General features: G+C 33.4%; 21 protein-coding genes. 6 read left to right on the top strand and 15 right to left on the bottom strand.

Translation table 11 applies throughout. From position 1 onward, the window contains the following. Positions 1-2 precede the first annotated feature (2 nt). Both COC46_RS08225 and COC46_RS08220 read right to left on the bottom strand, forming a co-directional pair. Positions 3-1,331 carry a PhoH family protein gene (locus COC46_RS08225; protein ID WP_098809251.1) on the bottom strand — a complete coding sequence of 443 codons (1,329 nt, stop codon included), beginning with the start codon at positions 1,329-1,331 and terminating at the stop codon, positions 3-5. Between the two features lie 150 nt (positions 1,332-1,481). After that, the gene (locus COC46_RS08220; RefSeq protein WP_098809267.1) at positions 1,482-1,943 is read right to left on the bottom strand and encodes a PNPOx family protein; all 462 of its coding nucleotides are present in this window, start codon (positions 1,941-1,943) and stop codon (positions 1,482-1,484) included. Positions 1,944-2,096: 153 nt separating this feature from the next. Between COC46_RS08220 and COC46_RS08215 the strand changes: the two genes are divergently transcribed. Further along, a complete protein-coding gene (locus COC46_RS08215; RefSeq protein WP_098809250.1) occupies positions 2,097-2,297 on the top strand; it encodes a YlaI family protein in 201 nt (66 codons plus the stop codon). 329 nt (positions 2,298-2,626) lie between these two features. Here the strand turns inward: COC46_RS08215 and COC46_RS08210 are convergent, their stop codons facing one another. From COC46_RS08210 to typA, 3 genes are all read right to left on the bottom strand, one after another. Next, complete coding sequence (locus tag COC46_RS08210; protein WP_098809249.1) at positions 2,627-2,899, bottom strand: hypothetical protein; 273 nt, start codon at positions 2,897-2,899, stop codon at positions 2,627-2,629. Between the two features lie 29 nt (positions 2,900-2,928). After that, positions 2,929-3,246 (bottom strand): YlaH-like family protein, encoded by a 318-nt coding sequence (locus tag COC46_RS08205; RefSeq protein ID WP_255294847.1) that lies wholly within the window; start codon positions 3,244-3,246, stop codon positions 2,929-2,931. A gap of 90 nt (positions 3,247-3,336) precedes the next feature. Then, positions 3,337-5,181 carry a translational GTPase TypA gene (gene typA / locus COC46_RS08200; RefSeq protein ID WP_176545099.1) on the bottom strand — a complete coding sequence of 615 codons (1,845 nt, stop codon included), beginning with the start codon at positions 5,179-5,181 and terminating at the stop codon, positions 3,337-3,339. Between the two features lie 203 nt (positions 5,182-5,384). Between typA and COC46_RS08195 the strand changes: the two genes are divergently transcribed. Beyond that, positions 5,385-5,570 carry a DUF5325 family protein gene (locus COC46_RS08195; RefSeq protein WP_098809247.1) on the top strand — a complete coding sequence of 62 codons (186 nt, stop codon included), beginning with the start codon at positions 5,385-5,387 and terminating at the stop codon, positions 5,568-5,570. A 17-nt stretch (positions 5,571-5,587) separates the two neighbouring features. Here COC46_RS08195 and COC46_RS08190 read toward each other — a convergent pair whose 3' ends face one another. Both COC46_RS08190 and COC46_RS08185 read right to left on the bottom strand, forming a co-directional pair. Next, positions 5,588-6,391, bottom strand: coding sequence for an inositol monophosphatase family protein (locus COC46_RS08190; protein WP_098809246.1), 804 nt, complete (start codon positions 6,389-6,391; stop codon positions 5,588-5,590). A gap of 218 nt (positions 6,392-6,609) precedes the next feature. Continuing rightward, positions 6,610-6,798, bottom strand: coding sequence for a hypothetical protein (locus COC46_RS08185; protein WP_098809245.1), 189 nt, complete (start codon positions 6,796-6,798; stop codon positions 6,610-6,612). Positions 6,799-6,994: 196 nt separating this feature from the next. On the opposite strand from COC46_RS08185, the gene COC46_RS08180 reads away from it, so the two are divergent. Then, the gene (locus COC46_RS08180) at positions 6,995-7,624 is read left to right on the top strand and encodes a YktB family protein (RefSeq protein WP_098809244.1); all 630 of its coding nucleotides are present in this window, start codon (positions 6,995-6,997) and stop codon (positions 7,622-7,624) included. A gap of 207 nt (positions 7,625-7,831) precedes the next feature. Here the strand turns inward: COC46_RS08180 and COC46_RS08175 are convergent, their stop codons facing one another. After that, positions 7,832-8,101, bottom strand: coding sequence for a UPF0223 family protein (locus COC46_RS08175; protein WP_098809243.1), 270 nt, complete (start codon positions 8,099-8,101; stop codon positions 7,832-7,834). Between the two features lie 278 nt (positions 8,102-8,379). Here COC46_RS08175 and COC46_RS08170 point away from each other — a divergent pair, with 278 nt between their 5' ends. Together COC46_RS08170 and COC46_RS08165 are read left to right on the top strand one after the other, a co-directional pair. After that, positions 8,380-9,831: an aminotransferase class I/II-fold pyridoxal phosphate-dependent enzyme gene (locus COC46_RS08170; RefSeq protein WP_098809242.1), complete on the top strand. Its 1,452-nt coding sequence runs from the start codon at positions 8,380-8,382 to the stop codon at positions 9,829-9,831. Between the two features lie 151 nt (positions 9,832-9,982). Further along, positions 9,983-10,807: a protein-glutamine gamma-glutamyltransferase gene (locus COC46_RS08165; protein ID WP_255294849.1), complete on the top strand. Its 825-nt coding sequence runs from the start codon at positions 9,983-9,985 to the stop codon at positions 10,805-10,807. Positions 10,808-11,084: 277 nt separating this feature from the next. On the opposite strand, the gene COC46_RS08160 is transcribed toward COC46_RS08165, so the two are convergent. Both COC46_RS08160 and COC46_RS08155 read right to left on the bottom strand, forming a co-directional pair. After that, a complete protein-coding gene (locus COC46_RS08160) occupies positions 11,085-11,207 on the bottom strand; it encodes a GapA-binding peptide SR1P (protein ID WP_098809240.1) in 123 nt (40 codons plus the stop codon). 167 nt (positions 11,208-11,374) lie between these two features. Beyond that, positions 11,375-11,668 (bottom strand): DUF3055 domain-containing protein, encoded by a 294-nt coding sequence (locus tag COC46_RS08155; protein WP_098809239.1) that lies wholly within the window; start codon positions 11,666-11,668, stop codon positions 11,375-11,377. Positions 11,669-11,826: 158 nt separating this feature from the next. On the opposite strand from COC46_RS08155, the gene COC46_RS08150 reads away from it, so the two are divergent. Further along, complete coding sequence (locus COC46_RS08150) at positions 11,827-12,222, top strand: DUF1885 family protein (protein WP_098809238.1); 396 nt, start codon at positions 11,827-11,829, stop codon at positions 12,220-12,222. A 1-nt stretch (position 12,223) separates the two neighbouring features. On the opposite strand, the gene COC46_RS08145 is transcribed toward COC46_RS08150, so the two are convergent. The 5 genes from COC46_RS08145 to pdhA all read right to left on the bottom strand — a co-directional run bounded on the left by COC46_RS08145 (position 12,224) and on the right by pdhA (position 17,682). Continuing rightward, on the bottom strand, positions 12,224-12,463 hold the full coding sequence (locus tag COC46_RS08145; RefSeq protein WP_098809237.1) for a hypothetical protein: 240 nt from the start codon (positions 12,461-12,463) through the stop codon (positions 12,224-12,226). Between the two features lie 260 nt (positions 12,464-12,723). Continuing rightward, a complete protein-coding gene (gene lpdA, locus COC46_RS08140) occupies positions 12,724-14,136 on the bottom strand; it encodes a dihydrolipoyl dehydrogenase (protein WP_098809236.1) in 1,413 nt (470 codons plus the stop codon). Positions 14,137-14,141: 5 nt separating this feature from the next. After that, positions 14,142-15,497, bottom strand: a complete 1,356-nt coding sequence (locus COC46_RS08135) for a dihydrolipoamide acetyltransferase family protein (RefSeq protein ID WP_098809265.1) — start codon at positions 15,495-15,497, stop codon at positions 14,142-14,144. A gap of 124 nt (positions 15,498-15,621) precedes the next feature. Next, complete coding sequence (locus tag COC46_RS08130; protein WP_098809235.1) at positions 15,622-16,599, bottom strand: alpha-ketoacid dehydrogenase subunit beta; 978 nt, start codon at positions 16,597-16,599, stop codon at positions 15,622-15,624. Positions 16,600-16,602: 3 nt separating this feature from the next. Then, positions 16,603-17,682: a pyruvate dehydrogenase (acetyl-transferring) E1 component subunit alpha gene (gene pdhA, locus COC46_RS08125; RefSeq protein WP_255294848.1), complete on the bottom strand. Its 1,080-nt coding sequence runs from the start codon at positions 17,680-17,682 to the stop codon at positions 16,603-16,605. Positions 17,683-18,112 lie beyond the last annotated feature (430 nt).

Raw genomic sequence — 18,112 nt, 5'->3', positions numbered from 1 at the left:
TTTTACAAAATATCCGCTGCAAGTTGTGCAATTGATGAACGCTCACCTTTTACTAATTTTACATGCCCACTTATTTTTTGATCTTTAAATTTTTCAACCACATAAGTTAATCCATTATTGTATTCATCTAAATACGGATGATCAATTTGTTCTGGATCTCCCATTAAAACAATTTTACTTTTATCACCAACACGAGTTAATATTGTTTTCACTTCATGTCGAGTTAGATTTTGAGCTTCGTCAATAATAATAAATTGCTCTGGGATACTTCTACCTCTTATATAGGTTAAGGCTTCTACTTCAATTGATCCCATTCCAGCTAAGATCGCATCAAGTTCTCCAGGTTTTTTTGTGTTAAATAAGTATTCAAGATTATCGTATATTGGTTGCATCCAAGGGCGAAGCTTTTCATCCTTTTCACCTGGTAAATACCCAAGATCTTTTCCTACTGGAACAATTGGTCTAGCTACTAGCAATTTTTTATAGCTTTGTAGGTCCTCACTTTGCATTAACCCTGCTGCTAAAGCTAATAAAGTTTTTCCTGTCCCTGCTTTACCGATTAAAGTGACTAAAGGGATGTCGTCACGGAGTAGTAATTCTAATGCCATTGATTGTTGTGCATTCCTTGGCCTTATTCCCCAAATATGTTCATTTGAAAAAACGAACTTTTTAATTTTTGTTCCGGTTTTATCAACAACTCCAAGTGCAGAGCTTTTACCTCCAAGAGCATCCTTTAATACGATAAATTGATTAGGATAAAAAGGATGGTTGGCTATATCTGAAACTGGAAGTTCAGTTTTCTCATAAAACCTATTTAATAAATCTGTATTTATGTAATACTCTAAATAACCAGTATAAATATGATCAACTTCAACTACTCGATCGCTTAAATAATCTTCAGCTAATAAATTTAGAGCATCCGCTTTTACACGGACTAAAGTATCTTTACTAACTAAAATAACTGTTTTTCCATTTTCTTTTGCTTCTTCTTCGAGAGATAAATTTTTTGCAACTGCTAAAATGCGATTATCGTTCGTTTTTTCAACAAAAATTTCTTGTAATTGATGAAACGAGCGATGATTTAATTCAATTCTAAACGAACCACCATTTTCAAGAGGAATACTTTCATGTAATTTCCCTAGTTCTCGAAAGCTGTCAATAAGTTTGGATACATACCTAGCATTACGACCAACCTCATCCATATATCTCTTCTTTGAGTCTACTTCCTCTAATACAACAGCTGGTACAACTACATCGTTATCTTCAAATGAAAAGATTGCTAGTGGGTCTTGCAGTAGTACATTGGTGTCGAGAACATATATTTTACTCAATCCTTAACCTCCTGACTCAAATAACTCAGAATATAATAATTAGTAATAATTCTAAATTGATTGATCTTACATTTGGTTACTAGTCGAAGAATGGACGAACCGTTTATATATTATATGAAATTCTCTCTACTTTAGAATATCTTTTCATGTTTATAGCTCGAAGGATCTTATTCCATTTAATACTGCTACATCTAATTTCTTTGCTGCCCTCTCATCGTATGTTTTAGCATATTCAGGTTCGGCTGTTATTTTTGAACCGTAAAATAATATATTTTTCACTTCATTAATTTCTACTTCTATACAAGCTAATTTTAATGGAATTCCAGGCATTTGCTTTGTTAACACCTTAGCATTACCTGAAATATTATATACTGTTTCATTTGAGAATAAGCTTAATGATACCCCTTTTACTGCTTCAATATTTGATATAATTCCTGACCTTTGATCTACAGCAAAGCGAATTGTTTTTTCGTCTAAAGCTGCAATCCAAGAAATAGCATTCATTACCGGAACATCCTTTTCAGAGTTAAAAGTACTTAAAAAAACAATCTTTTCTTTATTACAATCTTTAAATAAGCTTGGTGACAATGTTTTCTCAATACTGTTTGCCATCACTATTTCATCTCCTTCAAATAAAGAGTATACTAATATAATTCAAAGTTTTTTTAAAACTTCCTGCTAAAACCATTGTTTTCTAAAAATATATTCTAAAACCTGTTATAATTATGTTAACTTAAGTTCCATTAATAAGGAGAGAAATTCCACATGAGAGTTAAATGCATGATTTGTGATAAAAGTGAATCCATTAGCGATGAATCACCTATTGCAAAAAAATTAAGAAATCGACCTATTCATACATATACATGCTCCGAATGCTACGATCGAATTAAAACAAAAACAGAACAAAGAATTGCAACAGGAAAATTCCGTTTCTTAAAACCTGTAAAGGATAATGACGAGTGGTAAGTTAAGCAGAAAAATAGAAGCCAATAAGGTTTCTATTTTTTTATGGAAGAGAAAAATGCAGGAGCTGAAAATCTAAAAAAAGAGAGTAAAATCTTTTAATTTCTCTTAAAAGGATTTCCTATTCTCATTTGAGAAGATTATTTGGGAAGTTAGTTGGAACGAAAGATGCAAAGACCAAACAGAAGCGAACGCGATTTAGGAAGTTCAGCTCACGCACCATGGAAAGCTAGCTCAATTAGTGGAAATCAACGTTCTTTTTTTCTTATATATTAAGCCACAAATTATCATATAAATTTAAAAACAAAAAACCTAGATTCATTTCTAGGTTTTTAATACTTTTCCGGATTAAATTTAACTTGATCTAAGAAACAATCAATCATTTCAATTGGAAAACGAGTTGTGCGCTCTTTTTCATCATGAGTAAATGTGATTAGATAAAAATCTTCCATTTTTTCTATTTTCACGTTTGATACTTGATGATCCTCTTTTAAAATCGAATCAAACATCTCGTACGTCTCTTTTGCGGCTTCATCAGAAGGTCTACTTTCATATATCACTTTAATCGTTAACCAATTATATAAAGCGTCTTGTACAGATTTCATTTTATACCAACTTTCTATAATGTGTTACGTTATGTAGTAGCCTTATTCTTTTTTGATTGATGTAGGCGAACCTTATATACACCTAATACGAAAACACTTGCAAGCAATGCTTCTACAATTGGAATCCTTAACGCTAAGAAAGTAAGGAAACTACAGCCTATCATAAGTAAAACATAAGTAATTAACATTTTAAGGATGCTCAATTTTTTAGCGAATCCTAAATGATATACCACGATACTTAGTACTACAATTAATGCATATAAAATCCACATTGAAAGTCCTACATCATGAGTTATATTAATTAGTTGTGTTATGACAAATTCAAATCCCTTTGGAGCTTTTTCCAAATCCATATCCCCCTATTAAATAATAAAACAAAAATAAAACCGACTATTATCTAGTCGGTTTTATTATATCATAATTATTTTAAAATTTAATTATTCTTGTTCAGCGAATTTTTTCTTTTTCGCTGCACGCTCACGCTCGTTTTTATCAAGAAGCTTTTTACGTAAACGAATTGATGTTGGTGTAACTTCACAGTACTCATCATCATTTAAGTATTCTAAAGATTCTTCAAGTGTCATGATACGTGGTTTTTTCATTGTCGTTGTTTGGTCTTTATTCGCTGAACGAATGTTAGTAGCGTGTTTAACTTTAACAACGTTTACTGATAAATCATTATCACGGTTGTGCTCACCAACAATCATACCATCGTATACGTCAGTACCTGGCTCAAGGAAAATTATACCGCGGTCTTCTAGACCCATAATTCCGTATGTTGAAGCTTTACCAGTTTCCATAGAAACTAATACACCTTGACGACGTCCACCAACTTGACCTTGAATAGCTGGTTGGTAGCTATCGAATGAATGGTTAATAATTCCATAACCACGAGTTAATGTTAAGAATTCAGTAGTGTAGCCAATTAATCCACGAGCTGGTACCATAAATGTTAAACGAACTTGACCGTTACCATTATTAACCATGTCTCTCATTTCACCTTTACGAGCGCCCATTGATTCCATGATTGAACCAGTATACTCTTCTGGTACGTCGATTTGTACATGCTCAACTGGCTCACATCTTACACCATCAATTACACGAATAATAACTTCTGGTTTTGAAACTTGAAGCTCATATCCTTCACGACGCATGTTTTCGATTAAGATTGATAAGTGAAGCTCTCCACGTCCACTTACGATCCAAACATCAGGAGAATCTGTGTTTTCTACACGTAAACTTACGTCAGTTTGAAGTTCTTGTAATAATCTTTCTTCAATTTTACGAGAAGTTACAAATTTACCTTCACGACCAGCAAAAGGAGAGTTATTAACTAAGAATGTCATTTGTAGCGTTGGCTCATCGATACGTAAAATTGGTAGTGCTTCTTGGTGTTCAGCAGGACATACTGTTTCACCAACGTTAATATCTTCCATACCAGATACTGCTACTAAGTCACCAGCTTTTGCTTCTTGGATTTCAATACGCTTTAATCCAATAAATCCAAACATTTTTGTAATACGGAATTGCTTAACTGACCCATCAAGTTTCATTAATGCAACTGATTGACCAACTTGCATAGTTCCGCGGAAAATACGTCCGATACCGATACGTCCAACATAGTCATTATAGTCTAGTAATGTTACTTGGAATTGTAATGGCTCTTCACTATTATCGATTGGAGATGGAATGTGCTCAATAATTGTATCGAATAAAGCATTCATATTTGGTTCTTGTTTAGCAGGATCAGATTCTAAGCTAGAAGTTCCGTTGATTGCTGATGCAAATACAACTGGGAATTCTAATTGATCTTCGTCTGCACCTAATTCAATAAATAAATCGATTACTTCGTCTACTACTTCATCAGGACGTGCAAAGTCACGGTCGATTTTGTTTACAACTACGATTGGTGTTAAATGTTGTTCTAAAGCTTTTTTCAATACGAAACGAGTTTGTGGCATACAACCTTCATATGCGTCTACTACTAAAAGAACACCATCAACCATTTTCATGATACGTTCTACTTCTCCACCAAAATCGGCGTGTCCTGGCGTATCCATGATGTTAATACGTTTGCCTTCATATTGGATTGCAGTGTTTTTAGCTAAAATTGTAATTCCACGTTCACGTTCTATATCATTCGAGTCCATTGCACGCTCATTAACGTTTTCGTTTGAACGGAATGTACCTGATTGTTTTAATAATTCATCAACTAACGTTGTTTTACCATGGTCAACGTGCGCAATAATTGCGATATTGCGTAAATCTTCTCTTTTTTTCAAAATATATTCACTCCTAAAATGTCTACACATCTGTTTTCATTATTAACTAAAACATTATAGCACATGCACAGTGAAATATATCAATAAAATTGTTTAAACAAAAATATAAATTATTAATAAATATTTAGTAAAGTTTTATTTTTTTCAAATTTACATCCAATTAAACAAGGAGTAAAATAAGAATAGGAATAGGGGGATTCACTATGTCTAGTATTAAATTCAGACTTTTCTGTGTAGCACTTTTATCCGTAATCTTCTTAATTCTGGTTGGTATAATGCTAGCCGAACTAAGTGTTATTGGAGCTGTGATTTCACTAATTATCTCAATATTATTAGTTGGTTATGGTTTTTCATTACGTGCTAAATTAAAAAAAGAAGGTAAAGTTTAAAACTTACCTTCTTTTTATTATTTTTGTAAAAACTCGATATAATCAGTAAGCAATTCTTTATGAATCGAAGGGTTACTTACAAGAACTGAACTTTTTTTAAGAATTGAAAGGCTTTCATTATTGAGTGTAGTACAAACTCCACCTAGTTCTTCAACAATAATTTTACCCGCAGCAAAATCCCAAGGTGATAATCTTGGGGTGATATATGCATCTATTCTTCCCATAGCAACATAGACCATTTCCATTGCAGCAGATCCATACGATCTACTTCCTCTAACCCTGCGAATTAAACTTCCTAATTTTTCATGATTTAAATAATGATTTTTTGTTAACCAAATGGCATTTACAGCTATTACAGCCTCATCTAATACTACATTTTTCAAAGGAGTTAATGCTAGATCATTTAAAAAGGCACCCTCTCCCTTTTTGGCAAAATATAGTTCATTATGTATAACATCTAATATAAATCCCATTTTACCTATACCATTTTCATAAATACCTAAAGATATCATAAAATTACGCTTTTGATGGACAAAATTCATCGTTCCATCGATTGGATCAAGAATCCATACAATTCCATCTACATGATCCAACTCATCACCCTTACCTTCCTCACCAAGTAAGTAATGATTTGGAAATTTCTTTTTTATTTTTTCATAAAAGAATTTTTCAATTTCTTCATCTTTATTTGTTACAAGGTCATTCTCATTTGATTTTGTATTGATTGTTATGGAGTCATATAAAGAGCTCTTAATATTTTCTGCTGCCTCTTGAAGCAAATTCCTAGCGAATTGTTCAATTTTTTTCCAATCTTCATTCATTTTAAACACTCCAAACTCTACATGCTTAAACTAATAATATTATGGTCCTGTATATCAGTTTACCAATTTTATCCTAAAAAAACCTAATGAAATGAATTTATTGATCTTAAGGAGGAACTTTTTTGGAGGGAGGGCATACGATAAATCATTGGGTGGGCGGACTAGGGAATTAGCGCACAGAAAAACGAACCTATTTAAAGGTTCGGTAAATAAACTCGCTAAGCTTCTAGACGAATTAATTCTAATCTTAATAATTCTAATTTCTTCTTAGATTCAACCATTGCTTCGTTATCGTTGACTGTCATAGCATCGAATAGAGTAGCTAATTCATAATCTAACTCTAATCTAAGTACAGGTATTCTCTTTTCAGCATCAGTTCTTTTTAACGCATTAATCACTTGTCTCATCATAATCCCTCCATAGAATATAAGTTGGCAAAACAAATTGTAAAAGTTAATTAACAAAATTTTCTGATTTTTATCTTGCTACTAATATATGTTATTTAAGCTTATAATGTAACTATTTTATAAAGAAACATATTACCCATTTGTTTTGGACAAACATGGTATACTAATCAGAGAAATGTAACTAGGGGGTTCAAAAATGATTCAATCTTTTTTTAAAGAAAGTGATTTTGAAATATTTACAACTGACTCAACTTTAGAAACTAGAATGAGTGCTATCCAAAATGAAATTCAACCAAAATTCAAAGAAGTCGAAGAAGAAATCTTACCTTTTTTAAATAGACAAACTGATCAAAACTTTTTTGGCCATATTGCAAAGCATGCTCGTCGTACTGTAAATGCTCCAAAAGATACTTGGATTGCATTTGCTACAAATAATCGAGGATACAAAATGCTTCCTCATTTCCAATTTGGACTGTGGGGTACCCATCTTTTCGTTTACTTTGGAATTATTTATGAAAGTCCAAATAAGCAATCGATTGCAACTAACTTTGAAAAGAATAAAAATAAACTGTACAAAATGATTCCAAAAGATTTTGTTGTATCATACGATCATATGAAGCCTGATGTGATACCAAAAAGTAAATTGACAAAAGATGAATTTGGTAAAGGTATCCAAAGATTTCATGATGTAAAAAAAGCAGAATACCTATGTGGAATTACGATTCCAAAAGATGAAGCAATTACACTTACAAAGGAAGAACTAATCCAACGTATTATAGATACATATAATACTTTAATTCCTTTATACAATATAAGTATAAAATGAATTAATATAAGTGTTGTTTAATTATACATATGTCAAAAACAAAAGTCTATGCCCATTCTTTACACATTTTTCGACAGGACGAAATATGAAATTGAAATACTTAGGCTTAAACAAGTAGATAAAAAGCCCATTTCAGTTAGTTTATTAGCCAGAAATGGGCTTTAAATTTTTTCTAACGGATATTAAATTAACCTAAACCTTTACTATTTACATTTTAATTTTATCGCCAGGTGCACCATTTTTAGCTTTTTGCATTACTCGATAGGCAGAATAGCCCGATAGCTCCTCTAATTCGTTACATAATTTTTTTTCTTGAGCAATACTAGGTACGATTGATTTAAACTGTTTGTACGCAGCCATTAATTCTTCTCGTTCGATCCCCTTTTCATATGCTCTTTCTACCGATGTGTAGAATTGTATTACTTCTATCGTCTCATTTGTTGTCCAGTCATATGAAATTGGGTACTGGTAATCCATTTACTTCACTCCTACTATTATCTAATTAATTCCATTTTAACACATTTTTCAAATTCCATTCTTATTTAATAAATTGATATATTTTCATCCGGATGAATAAAATTTCATTACTTAATAATATTTTTCTATACAGAAAATTCATAGAATGATATAATCTTTTTGTTTTTCAAATGAAGGTAAGACAGTTTATAACTTAATGAGAGTAAACAGTTGAATTGTTTACAAACATACCACTTCCGAAAAACACTATTATTCATTAAATGGGGTGTATGTTAAAAATGAAACAAAATGAAACACCGTTATTTTCTTCTTTATTAGAACATGCAAAGAAGAACCCAATTCAGTTCCATATTCCGGGACATAAAAAAGGAAATGGAATGGATCCAACATTTAGAGAGTTTATAGGCGATAATGCTTTATCAATCGATTTAATCAACATTGCTCCTTTAGATGATTTACATCATCCAAAAGGTAAAATAAAACAAGCACAAGATCTTGCAGCTAAAGCATTTGGCGCTGACCACACTTTTTTTTCAGTTCAAGGAACAAGTGGAGCTATCATGACAATGGTAATGAGTGTTTGTGGACCTGGCGATAAAATTATCGTTCCAAGAAATGTTCATAAATCAGTATTATCTGCCATCATTTTCTCAGGTGCAACACCAATATTTGTTCATCCTGAAATTGATAGTGAATTAGGTATTTCACACGGTATTACTACAAATGCAGTAAAAGAGGCAATTTTAAATAATCCAGATGCAAAAGCAGTACTAGTCATCAATCCTACATATTTTGGTTTTGTAGCAGACTTAAAAAGCATTGTTGAACTTGCTCATTCACATGGCTTAGCAGTATTAGTTGATGAGGCACATGGTGTACATATACATTTCCATGATGAATTACCGATCTCTGCGATGCAAGCAGGGGCTGACATGGCTGCTACGAGCGTACATAAGCTTGGTGGCTCTATGACTCAAAGTTCCATTTTAAATGTAAGAGAAGGCATTGTGAATGTTCACAGGGTACAATCCATACTAAGTATGCTGACAACTACTTCAACTTCTTATTTATTGCTAGCCTCACTTGATGTTGCAAGAAAGAGATTAGCCACTGTTGGTGAAGAATTGCTTACGAATACTATTAGACTAGCAAACAATGTTCGTCATAAAATCAATTCAATTAATGGCTTATATTGCCCTGGTTATGACTTAGTTGGAAAAGAGGCTACATTTAATTTTGATCCTACTAAAATATTAATAAGTGTTAAAAAATTAGGTATAACTGGCCATGACGTTGAAGTTTGGTTAAGAGAGCGATTTAATATCGAAGTTGAAATGTCCGACTTATATAATGTTCTTTGTATTTTAACACCAGGCGATAGTGAAGAAGATATTCAGCAGTTAATTCACGCACTAGAGGTGTTAGTAACTGAGTTTGAAATTTCAGAACGTAATACAAATTTAAACGTTGAAATTCCTACGATTCCAAATTTAGCAGTTTCTCCACGAGACGCATTTTATTCTGAAACAGAATCTGTACCGCTTGAAGATTCTGTTGGAAGAATTATTGCTGAATTTGTAATGGTTTATCCACCTGGGATTCCAATCTTTTTACCAGGTGAAGAAATTACACTTGAAAATCTAGTATATATAAAAAAGAATATTGAAGCAGGACTACCTGTTCAAGGTCCCGAAGACGAAGAATTACTAACGCTAAAAGTATTAAAATAATTAAACTTTCATAAAGAAACTAGGAAAAGAATCCTAGTTTTTTTGTATTATAAATCACAACTAACTTATATAGGCATATGATAGGTAAGGTAATTAATTTGATTCGTACAAAATATTGTTTTTATGTTAGGATGTGAACTTATTGATAGTCGTGAATAATAAAATTGTTCATGCTTCATTAAAAAATAGCTCAGATTCAAATAATAATCTTTATAAAGAGATATTGTCTGATTTAACATCAAGTAAAAAATCTCATATTTATAAATCAAACCGTGAATTATCATTTGATTTAACACTTCGTACTTATATACTTCGGGCCTCTAAAGATTTAATGGCAAGTGGTATGCAATTTAGGGTATTTCGACGAGCATATTGTAATCCTATGTTTTGGATTCGGACTCCAATGGGAGGATTTCGACTTAGGCCAGGCATAAGAGCATCAATGGGAATATACGATATTTTTCGAAACGGACAATTATATGCAACAGAATGTGCTACTGCAATCATAATGATATTTTATAAAGCCCTTTTAGATTTATACGGATACGAAATTTTTGATGAAATTTTCGATAATGGTTTCTACTTATACACTTGGAATTATGACCATAAATTAGCGATATTAACAGCTGAAGTCGATCGCCCAGCTCCTGGAGACGTAGTTTATATAAAAAATCCCCAAGTTGATCCAATGACCCCAGAATGGCAAGGTGAAAATACTGTTACTATGGGAAGTAATTATTATTATGGTCACGGTATCGGAATACGTACACTACAAGAGATTATTTTCCATTTAAATATGCATAGATATCCGTTTGCAATGGTTTCTGCCTTTTTAACAAATTTAAATACAAGAATCGATTCAAATGAAATGGCTCCATATTTAAAGGATGATTCAAAATTAATACCAGTAACAACGAGGGAAGTTTCTTCTGATGTAATAACAGCAAGAATTGGTGATCAAACTCAAATAGCATAAACGAAAAATGAGGGTGACTTTTTTTAGTCTCCCTTTTTATGTACATATAAATCAAACAATGATTTGTGAACTAATGTGTAAGCTGTGCACTCCGTAAAAAAATTGTTCGGCTATTTTATAGATTGCTAAAATTCTTTGACCTCGTTAATATATCCAAATTAAGTTATCAACGTAATGAATAACAAAAAAACCACAAGGTAAATTGATCCCTTGTGGAATTTCATTATTTTAGATGTCTTTTGAGATTTGCTATTGGACACTTTATTTTATTAGTAAATTAGCAAGCTTCATTTTCTGTAGGTTGACAATCTTCACAATCTTTCACATAAAGAGTAGTTACTTTTTCATCCTCGAAATGACCTACTATTTTATCACAACATTTACATACGAACGTCCCCATTGTTGTAACCCCTTTCATAATGTTGTATCAATTAACTATCTTCATTATAAAGTGTTATACTTATTTACGCAATGTGTAAATAAGTATAACTTTAATCTTCTGATACTAGATTATTCAAGGGGTTTTTTAAGGTGTATGCCATTCAATTAGTATAACATATTTATTTTTTACTCATAGCTCTCCTCTATACTTGGTGACGGTAACCAATCCGCTAAATATTCTGCGAGCTCCATTGCTTCTTCTTCTGTTTTAAGCTTACATAAAAATTTCAATTGGTTTGGAAAAGAAACGTCCTGTCGATCTAGTAAAATACATTGTCTAGACTGCATGCAGATGACGAGTGGCTTTCCAAAGAACATGTTCGTATATACAATGCCAATATCATATCTTACATCATTTGCGACGAAGCCTACGAATCTGACTCTTACATTTTCATGATCATCATATAGTTTTTCAAACATTGCTTCACCCACTCCTCAATTTAGTGTTGTAAGTTAATACATATGAAGAAAAGATTAATTTCATACCGAATACTTGTCTAAAAATTTGAAATAATGTTATGATAATAAAGATTAAAAGTGATGTTTTTCATAAAACATCTTAGGGGGAAAGTTTAAAAATGGTTCAACAAGCTACCATTCAATTAGTGGATAAATCAAAATACCAAGAAGCAAATTTAGATTTAATAAATAATTTAATTAATGATTACATACATTCTTCAACTAAAATTGGCCAACAAGTTGACTGGAATTATGAAAGGGCTTCCTTTCCTTATACAATTTCAAACAAAAAATTAGACGACCAAGAAGCACTTTATTTACAGAGTAATGACTCTCGTTATAAACATTTTGTTGTTTCAATCCAAGATGACAAAAATATCGTAATTACACTTTTACCAAACTCAACATATGGAGATAAAGGAAAAGCAAATGAGCTTTGTCGATATTTAGCTCAAAAAATTGAAGCAAAACTAGAATTATTTAACAATCGAATCATGTATTTTTACAAACGTTAATTCAAAATAATTTTACGATTGCCTGACAAAAGAAAAATACCGAAGCATAAAAGCAAGTAATTATAATACTTGCTTTTCTTGTATTTCCAACGTATTTAGCAATTAAATACAGCTGGTAAAAGAAGACTAAAAACAAAATAACCTTCGAATAAATTTGATCTCTTTTAGATAGGAACACTACATATGAAAAACCTACCCAAAATAGTTGATGAATCATTAATACTATTAATTGTTTTCTCATCGATACTCCCACCATTCAATCATCAAATACTAGAAAGTTTGTTTTCTAAACGTTATGCTAGACATGCCTTAATCATGCAAAAAACCCTACTATATTTAGGAGGGTTTTAATCTATTTTTTTCTTCGTATTTTGCATTATACGGTGTTCAGTATCCATAAGTTAACTTTATCCCTAACGCTTTGTCATAAGCGTTTTAAATTAATTTAAACAGTATTTTAAACGAAAAAAACCTCCTATTAAATAGGAGGTTTTTAAGATATTATTTTAAAACGTGGATTGGATGACCCATCGCTAACTCTGCAGCTTCCATTGAGATTTCACCTAATGTTGGGTGAGCATGAATTGTTTGAGCAATATCCTCAACGCTCATGCAAGCTTCAATTGCAAGGCCAAGCTCAGAAATGATATCCGAAGCATTTACACCTGCAACTTGAGCACCAACTAGTACTCCATCTTCTTTACGAGAAATTAATTGTACGAATCCGTCAGTTGAATTTAGTGATAATGCGCGACCATTTCCACCGAATGGGAATTTTGCAACATTTACAGCTAATCCTTCTTCATCCGCTTGTTTTTTAGTATAACCAACAGTTGCTAGTTCTGGATCTGTGAATACTACTGCAGGGATTGCTAAGTATTCAATTTGACTTGGCATACCGCTAATCGCCTCAGCAGCCACTTTACCTTCATAAGAAGCTTTGTGTGCTAATGGTGGTCCTGCAATTACATCACCAATCGCAAAAATGTTTTTAACTGTTGTACGAGCTTGTTGATCAGTTGTAATTACACCACGTTCGTTAATTTCAACACCAACATTTTCTAAGCCCATGTCACGAGAATTTGGGAAACGTCCAACTGTTACTAATACGTAATCAGCTTCGATTTCTTTCATTTCTCCATTAGCTTCAAATTTAACAGTTACGCCGTCAGCAGTTTCTTCAACGCCTTTACCGAACGCTTTTGTTACGATATCAACATTACCTTTTTTCTTTAATCCACGTTTAACGATTGAGCTCATAGATTTTTCAAAACCATTTAAGATTTCGTCACCAGCTTCAAGAATTGTTACGTGAGTACCAAAGTTTGCATAAGCTGTACCTAATTCCATACCGATATAGCCGCCACCAATAACAACTAATTTTTTTGGAATTTCTGGTAAGTTTAATGCACCTGTTGAATCGATTACACGGTTACTCCATTTGAATCCTGGGATTTCGATCGGAGTTGAACCTGTTGCGATAATCGCATTGTTAAATGTATATGTTTGAGCTGAATCTTCAGTAATAACACGTAGTGTGTTTGCATCATTAAAGTAAGCTTCACCTTTAATAACTTCAACTTTGTTTCCTTTTAATAAACCAGCTACACCACCAGTTAATTTAGAAACAACACTGCTTTTCCAAGCTTGAACTTTTGTAAAATCAACTTTTACATTTTCAGCTGTAATACCGATATCTTCAGAATGTTTAGCAGTCTCATAACGGTGACCTGCTGTAATTAATGCTTTTGAAGGAATACAACCTACGTTTAAACATACTCCTCCTAGATTACCTCTTTCAACAACGGCTACTTTTTGTCCAAGTTGTGCTGCACGAATTGCTGCAACATAACCACCAGGACCAGCACCGATAACGACCGTATCTAGTTCAATTGCGAAATCTCCTACTACCATCTATCTTACGCCTCCATTAATAATAATTCTGGATCATTTAATAATCGTTTAATGTGGTTTAAAGCGTTTTGAGCTGTTGCACCATCGATAATACGGTGGTCAAAGCTTAATGATAACGCTAATACTGGAGCTGCTACGATTTCTCCATTAATAACTACTGGTTTTTCAGCGATACGACCAATACCTAAAATCGCAACCTCTGGGTGGTTAATTACTGGCGTAAACCATTGTCCACCTGCAGAACCAATGTTTGTGATTGTGCAAGTTGCACCTTTCATTTCTGCAGGAGCTAATTTGCCATCACGTGCTTTTGTAGCTAATTCGTTAATTTCAGCAGAAATTGAGAAAATAGCTTTACGATCAGCATCTTTAACAACAGGTACTAATAAACCTTTGTCAGTGTCTGCAGCAATACCAATATTATAGTAATGTTTGTGTACGATTTCGCTAGTAGCATCATCGATTGATGTATTTAATGCTGGGAATTTACGTAATGCAGAAGTTAAAGCCTTAACAACATAAGGTAAGAATGTTAATTTAATACCTTGTGCAGCTGCAACTTCTTTATATTTTTTACGGCTAGCAACTAGTTTAGTTACATCTACTTCATCCATTAATGTTACGTGAGGAGCAGTATGTTTAGAGTTAACCATTGCTTTTGCAATTGCTTTACGAATTCCACTCATTTTTTCACGAGTTTCAGGGTATGCACCTTCAGGAATTGGCATTGCTTTTGGAGCTTCTTCTTTTACAGCTGATGTTTCAGATACAACTTCAACAGCAACCTCAGTTTGTGCAGCTGCAACTGGTGCAACTCCGCCTGCTAAGAATGCATCTACGTCTTTTTTCGTTACACGGCCATTTTTACCTGAACCTGGAACAATACGTAAATCTACGTTTTTCTCACGAGCATATTTACGTACAGAAGGCATAGCAATTACATGTGCTTTTGGCTCAATTGCAGCAACTGGAGAAAGTGGTGCAGCATCTGTTTTTGGTTCAGCTTGCTCATAAGATTCTTGTACTTTTGCTTGAACTGCTTCAGCAGCTTCTGGTACAGGAGTAGTAACTTGCGCTTCTTCAGCATGTTGACCTTTAAAGCTAATGTTTTCATAGCCAGGTGCATCTAAGCGTACTAATACGTCACCAACAACCGCAACAGTTCCTTCGCTAACTAGAACTTCTAATACTTTACCTTTAACAGGTGATGGGATTTCAACTACAGATTTATCATTTTGAACTTCACAAATGATATCATCTTCATTTACTTCGTCTCCTGCTTTAATAAACCACTTTACAATTTCACCTTCGTGAATACCTTCACCGATATCTGGTAATCTAAATTCAAATAGACTTGCCACTGAGTTTGACACAGATTTCTACCTCCGAACAAAATTAAATTAATTTTTAAATTTTTATCTATAATGTAAGAAAGGTATTGATGAATTCATCAAATACCTTTCTCTATTTTTGTTACATAATCAATTAGAAGTTTAAAACTTTTTGAATACCTTCAACTACATCTTTATGGTTTGGTAACCAAACAGTTTCTGCTTCTGAGAATGGGTATACAGTGTCAGCTGCAGTAATACGTACAACTGGTGCTTCTAATGAAAGAATACAACGGTCATTAATTTCAGCAACTACATTTGCAGCAATACCAGCTTGTTTTTGTGCTTCTTGTACAACAACTGCACGGCCAGTTTTCTCAACAGACGCAACGATTGCAGCAGTATCTAATGGGTGAACAGTTCGTAAGTCAACTACTTCTACTGATACACCTTCTTTTTCTAATTCTTCTGCAGCTTTTAATGCAGTGTGAACCATTGCACCGTAAGCAAATACAGAAACGTCTTTACCTTCACGTTTAACATCAGCTTTACCTAATTCGATTGTGTACTCACCTTCAGGTACATCTTCACGGAAAGAACGATATAATTTCATGTGCTCTAAGTAGATAACTGGGTCGTTATCACGAATAGATGAAATTAAAAGACCTTTCGCATCTTTAGGAGTTGATGGAATGACTACTTTTAAACCAGGAGTTTGAGCCATTAATCCTTCTAAACTATCCGCGTGCATTTCTGGAGTATGAACCCCACCACCAAATGGTGAACGGAAAGTAATTGGAGAAGTGAAACGACCACTTGTACGGTAACGCATACGAGCAGCTTGACCTGCGATTGAGTCCATAATTTCAAATAAGAATCCGAAGAATTGAATTTCTGGTACAGGACGGAAACCTTGGATTCCAAGACCGATTGCTAATCCACCGATTCCTGATTCAGCAAGTGGTGTATCAAATACACGCTCTTCACCGAACTCTGCTTGTAAACCTTCAGTTGCACGGAATACACCACCGTTTACTCCAACGTCTTCACCGAATACTACTACAGTTGGATCGTTTTTCATTTCAACGCGTAATGCATCTGTGATAGCTTGAATCATTGTCATTTGCGCCATGACTTACTTCGACTCCTTCTCTTTGTAAATTGCAAATTGCTCTTCTATATTACTTGTTTTAGTTTCGAACATATTAGCCATTAAATCAGTAACTTTTTGTTTTGGCTCTTGGTCAGCAAGTTTAATCGCATCTTTAATTGCTTCTTTTGCTTCTTCGATAATTGCATTTTCTTCTGCTTCAGTCCAAAGACCTTTTTTCTCTAAGAACTTACGGAAACGAACGATTGGATCCTTTGCTTCCCACTCATTTTCAGTATCTTTTGTACGGTAACGAGTTGGGTCATCCCCAGCCATTGTATGTGGACCATAACGGAATGTTAATGTTTCGATTAATGTTGGACCTTCACCATTAATTGCACGTTTACGAGCTTCTGATGTAGCAGCATATACTGCTAATGGATCCATACCATCAACTTGAATACCTGCAATACCTACTGCAATTGCTTTTTGAGCAATTGTTCTAGCTTTTGATTGCTTAGAAACAGGAGTTGAGATTGCGTATCTGTTATTTTGAACAATGAAAATTGCAGGAGCATTGTAAGCACCAGCAAAGTTTAAACCTTCGTAGAAGTCACCTTGAGAAGCTCCACCGTCACCTGTATATGTAATGGCAACAGAGTTTTGCCCTTTTAATTTTTTACCAAGCGCCACACCCGCAGCTTGAATAATTTGAGCACCAATAATAATTTGTGGGAAGATTACATTTACATCTTCAGGAACTTGACTTCCTACTAAATGTCCACGTGACCATAAAAATGCTTTGTATAATGGTAGACCGTGCCAGATCATTTGAGGTACATCACGGTAACCAGGTAAGATAAAGTCTTCTTTTTCAAGAGCAAATTGACTTGCTAATTGAGATGCTTCTTGTCCTGCAGTCGGAGCGTAGAACCCTAAACGACCTTGTCTGTTTAAAGAAATAGAACGTTGATCAAGAACTCGAGTCCATACCATACGCTTCATTAATTCTTTTAATTTTTCGTCAGATAATTCTGGCATTGCTGCTTCGTTAACGACTTCTCCCTCTTCATTTAAAATTTGAAGAGTTTCAACTGAATCACCAAATTGAAGCATATGATTCATTAATTCAGAAACAGTTTTTGTATTCTTCATTTCCGTTGTTTCCTTTCCATCTACTTTCTTAGTAGTAGTTGCCACTTAACCCACACCCTTCTTTAATTATGGAGGATTTATTTACTATATCCATCATGTGTATTTTCTTAAGAGTAACTATAAGTACCTTGTACTTATAATTAAAAAACTGTACTTATTCTAATTGTGTATTACATTAGTACAACATTGAGCACTAGTACAGTTTATAACACGTTCATAAACTCGTCAAATATTTTGTTGTATTATTTTATTCATGATTTTTCGGAAAACTTGTTACATTTTTTCCGCCCTGTACTACCTTTGAAACAGCAATCTGTTATACAATAACAGAAACTCTTTTAAATTATACTTAAATAGCTAAAACCAGATTTTTTTTATGATAAATTCCAAACTGTACTAC

Origin of the sequence: Bacillus sp. AFS041924, from assembly GCF_002577195.1 — a bacterium.
In the GTDB taxonomy this organism is placed as follows: Bacteria; Bacillota; Bacilli; order Bacillales; family Bacillaceae_G; genus Gottfriedia.
The sequence above is the reverse complement of the archived record's forward strand: the minus strand, read 5'-3'. Positions and strand labels throughout refer to the sequence as shown.

Excerpts from the sequence above, each read along its gene's own strand:
- COC46_RS08180 (WP_098809244.1), top strand. The coding sequence starts at position 6,995 with ATGATTCAATCTTTTTTTAAAGAAAGTGATTTTGAAATATTTACAACT.
- COC46_RS08175 (WP_098809243.1), bottom strand. The coding sequence starts at position 8,101 with ATGGATTACCAGTACCCAATTTCATATGACTGGACAACAAATGAGACG.
- COC46_RS08155 (WP_098809239.1), bottom strand. The coding sequence starts at position 11,668 with ATGTTTGAAAAACTATATGATGATCATGAAAATGTAAGAGTCAGATTC.
- COC46_RS08160 (WP_098809240.1), bottom strand. The coding sequence starts at position 11,207 with ATGGGGACGTTCGTATGTAAATGTTGTGATAAAATAGTAGGTCATTTC.
- pdhA (WP_255294848.1), bottom strand. The coding sequence starts at position 17,682 with ATGAATCATATGCTTCAATTTGGTGATTCAGTTGAAACTCTTCAAATT.
- COC46_RS08150 (WP_098809238.1), top strand. The coding sequence starts at position 11,827 with ATGGTTCAACAAGCTACCATTCAATTAGTGGATAAATCAAAATACCAA.
- COC46_RS08170 (WP_098809242.1), top strand. The coding sequence starts at position 8,380 with ATGAAACAAAATGAAACACCGTTATTTTCTTCTTTATTAGAACATGCA.
- COC46_RS08215 (WP_098809250.1), top strand. The coding sequence starts at position 2,097 with ATGAGAGTTAAATGCATGATTTGTGATAAAAGTGAATCCATTAGCGAT.
- COC46_RS08130 (WP_098809235.1), bottom strand. The coding sequence starts at position 16,599 with ATGGCGCAAATGACAATGATTCAAGCTATCACAGATGCATTACGCGTT.
- COC46_RS08210 (WP_098809249.1), bottom strand. The coding sequence starts at position 2,899 with ATGAAATCTGTACAAGACGCTTTATATAATTGGTTAACGATTAAAGTG.
- COC46_RS08145 (WP_098809237.1), bottom strand. The coding sequence starts at position 12,463 with ATGAGAAAACAATTAATAGTATTAATGATTCATCAACTATTTTGGGTA.
- COC46_RS08190 (WP_098809246.1), bottom strand. The coding sequence starts at position 6,391 with ATGAATGAAGATTGGAAAAAAATTGAACAATTCGCTAGGAATTTGCTT.
- COC46_RS08185 (WP_098809245.1), bottom strand. The coding sequence starts at position 6,798 with ATGAGACAAGTGATTAATGCGTTAAAAAGAACTGATGCTGAAAAGAGA.
- lpdA (WP_098809236.1), bottom strand. The coding sequence starts at position 14,136 with ATGGTAGTAGGAGATTTCGCAATTGAACTAGATACGGTCGTTATCGGT.
- COC46_RS08220 (WP_098809267.1), bottom strand. The coding sequence starts at position 1,943 with ATGGCAAACAGTATTGAGAAAACATTGTCACCAAGCTTATTTAAAGAT.
- COC46_RS08195 (WP_098809247.1), top strand. The coding sequence starts at position 5,385 with ATGTCTAGTATTAAATTCAGACTTTTCTGTGTAGCACTTTTATCCGTA.